The sequence below is a fragment of the Pseudomonas sp. genome (assembly GCF_049590575.1).
In the GTDB taxonomy this organism is placed as follows: Bacteria; Pseudomonadota; Gammaproteobacteria; order Pseudomonadales; family Pseudomonadaceae; genus Aquipseudomonas.
Window position 1 is genome coordinate 1 of the sequence record NZ_JBAWDE010000143.1, and the last position, 3080, is coordinate 3080.

Annotated in this window: 1 protein-coding gene and 1 pseudogene; both read left to right on the forward strand. The window is 63.0% G+C overall.

What is annotated here, in order from left to right; all coding sequences use genetic code 11:
• Positions 1-144: 144 nt before the first annotated feature.
• Entirely contained in the window at positions 145-1887 is a 1743-nt protein-coding gene (locus tag WBR57_RS11085) for a potassium/proton antiporter (RefSeq protein ID WP_424083866.1), read from the forward strand.
• A gap of 56 nt (positions 1888-1943) precedes the next feature.
• Positions 1944-3080 (forward strand): annotated as a pseudogene (locus WBR57_RS11090) (mechanosensitive channel MscK); the annotation flags it as partial.

Consider the following 3080-nt stretch of genomic DNA (forward strand, 5'->3'; position numbering starts at 1 on the left):
GCGAGCAAGCCCGCTCCCACATTGGATCTGAGCCCAGCCACAAAAGCTTTTTGACAGCACAGCAATTCAACAGGTTAGAATCGCTGGCACGCAGACTGCATGGTCAGTTTGCGCCTCGTCTTGTCTACTCCTGGAGTACTGCCTTTGAATGCGACAACCATCAACAGCCTGTTCTTGATCGGCGCGTTGCTGGTGAGTGCGAGCATTCTGGTGAGTTCTCTTTCGTCCCGCCTGGGCATCCCGATCCTGGTGATTATCCTGGCCGTGGGCATGATCGCCGGCGTCGACGGCGGCGGCATCATTTTCGATAACTACCCAACCGCCTACCTGGTGGGCAACCTCGCCCTGGCCGTGATTCTGCTCGACGGCGGCTTGCGCACGCGGGTGGCGAGTTTCCGCGTGGCACTCTGGCCAGCCTTGTCGCTGGCCACGGTGGGGGTGTTGATTACCACCGGCCTCACCGGCATGGCCGCGGCCTGGCTGTTCAACCTCAATATCATCCAGGGCTTGCTGATCGGCGCCATCGTCGGCTCCACCGACGCCGCAGCCGTATTCTCGCTGCTCGGCGGCAAGGGCCTGAACGAGCGGGTGACCGCCAGCCTGGAAATCGAATCCGGCAGCAACGACCCGATGGCGGTGTTCCTTACCGTCACCCTGATCGACATGCTCGCCAGCGGCCAGACCGGCCTGCACTGGAGCCTGTTGACGCACCTGGTCCGCGAATTCGGGATCGGCGGCGTCGTCGGCCTGGGCGGCGGCTGGCTGATGCTGCAAATGGTCAACCGCATCAACCTGGCCAACGGCCTGTACCCGATCCTGGTGATCGCCGGTGGCCTGTTCGTCTTCGCGCTGACCAACGCCCTGCACGGCAGCGGCTTCCTCGCCGTCTACCTGTGCGGCCTGGTGATCGGCAACCGCCCGGTGCGCAGCCGTCATGGCATTTTGCATATGCTCGACGGCATGGCCTGGCTCGCCCAGATCGGCATGTTCCTGGTACTGGGCCTGCTGGTCACGCCCCATGACTTGCTGCCAATCGCGCTGCCGGCCCTGGGCCTGGCACTGTGGATGATCCTGTTCGCGCGGCCGCTGTCGGTGATGGTCGGCCTGCTGCCGTTCAAGGCGTTCCATGGTCGCGAAAAAGCCTTTATCGCCTGGGTCGGCCTGCGTGGCGCGGTGCCGATCATTCTGGCGGTGTTCCCGCTGATGGCTGGCCTGCCGCATGCGCAGCTGTATTTCAACCTGGCGTTCTTTATCGTGCTGGTGTCGCTGCTGGTGCAGGGCACGAGCCTGCCGTGGGTGGCCAAGTTGCTGAAAGTCACCGTGCCGCCGGACCCTGCGCCGATTTCCCGCGCCGCCCTGGAAGTGCACGTTACCAGCGAGTGGGAGCTGTTCGTCTACCGCCTGGGCGCCGAGAAATGGTGCATCGGCGCGGCCCTGCGCGAGCTGAAAATGCCTGAAGGCACGCGGATCGCCGCGCTGTTCCGTGGCCAGCAACTGCTCCATCCGTCGGGTAGTACGGTGCTGGAAGTCGACGATCTGCTCTGCGTGATCGGCCACGAACACAACTTGCCGGCGCTGGGCAAACTGTTCAGCCAGGCACCGCAACGCGGCCTCGACCTGCGCTTCTTCGGCGACTTCGTACTCGAAGGCGACGCCCAGCTAGGCGCGGTTTCCGCCCTGTACGGCCTGAAACTCGAGGGCATCGACCCGGACATGCCGCTGAGCCGCTTCATCACCCAGAAAGTCGGCGGCGCACCGGTGGTCGGCGATCAGGTAGAGTGGAACAACACCCTCTGGACCGTCGCGGTCATGGACGGGAACAAGATCGGAAAAGTCGGCGTCAAATTTCCCGAAGGCAGTCGTCCAGGTCCTGGACTCTTCCTCTAAACTGGGGGGCTACGGCGCCACGCCCCCACTTTCTTTGCCTTGCTCGATCGGTATCCATGACAATCCTGCGCACCTTTTTAGCCACTGCCCTGCTGGGCCTGACCCTTTGTGTCGGCAGCGTTTACGCCGCCGACCCGCCCAGCGCCGACGCCATCCAGCAAACCCTGGACAAGCTGCCCGACCGCAAGCTGCCCGATGCCGACATGAAGGCGCTGCAGTCGATCCTGCAACAGACCCTGACCTATCTGGGCAACAAGCAGGATTACGAGCAACGCCTGGTTGACCTCAAGCGCCAGTTGGAAGATGCCCCGCGCCAGACCACCGAAAATCAGCGCGACCTGACCCGGCTAAAGGCCACCAAGGTGATTCCGGTGTCCCAGCGCTACGCCACCCTGCCGGTGCCGCAGCTTGAGCAACTGCTGGTACAGCGCACCACCCAGCAAGGCGACCTGCAAAAGGAACTGGCCGACGCCAACAGCCTGAGCATCGCCGCGCAGACCCGCCCGGAGCGCGCCCAGACCGAAATCAGCAACAGCCAGACGCGTATCCAGCAGATCAATTCGATCCTCAAGAGCGGCAAGGACAACGGCAAATCCATCAGCGGTGACCAACGCAACCAGCTGAACGCCGAACTCGCCGCGCTGAATGCGCTGATCCCCCTGCGCCGCCAGGAACTGGCCGGCAACAGCCAACTGCAAGACCTGGGCAACAGCCAGCACGACCTGGTGGTGGAAAAAACCGCGCGCCTGGAGCAAGAGATCCAGGACCTGCAAACCCTGATCAACCAGAAACGCCTGGCCCAGTCGCAGCAAACCGTGACCCAACAGTCCATCGAGGCGCAGAAAGCCGGCGGCAGCAGCCTGCTGGCCACTGAGAGCGCGGCCAACCTCAAGCTGTCTGACTACCTGCTCAAAAGCACTGACCGCCTCAACGACTTGACCCAGAAAAACCTGCAGACCAAGCAACAACTGGACACCGTGACCCAGAGCGACTCGGCCCTGGACGAGCAGATCAACGTGCTCAAGGGCAGCCTGCTGCTGTCCAAGATCCTCTATAAGCAGAAGCAGGCGCTGCCGCGCCTGACAGTCGACCGCGACCTGGCCGACGACATCGCCAACATTCGCCTGTACCAGTTCGAGGTCAACCAGCAGCGCGAGCTGATCAGCTCGCCCAGCACCTATGTGGATAACTTG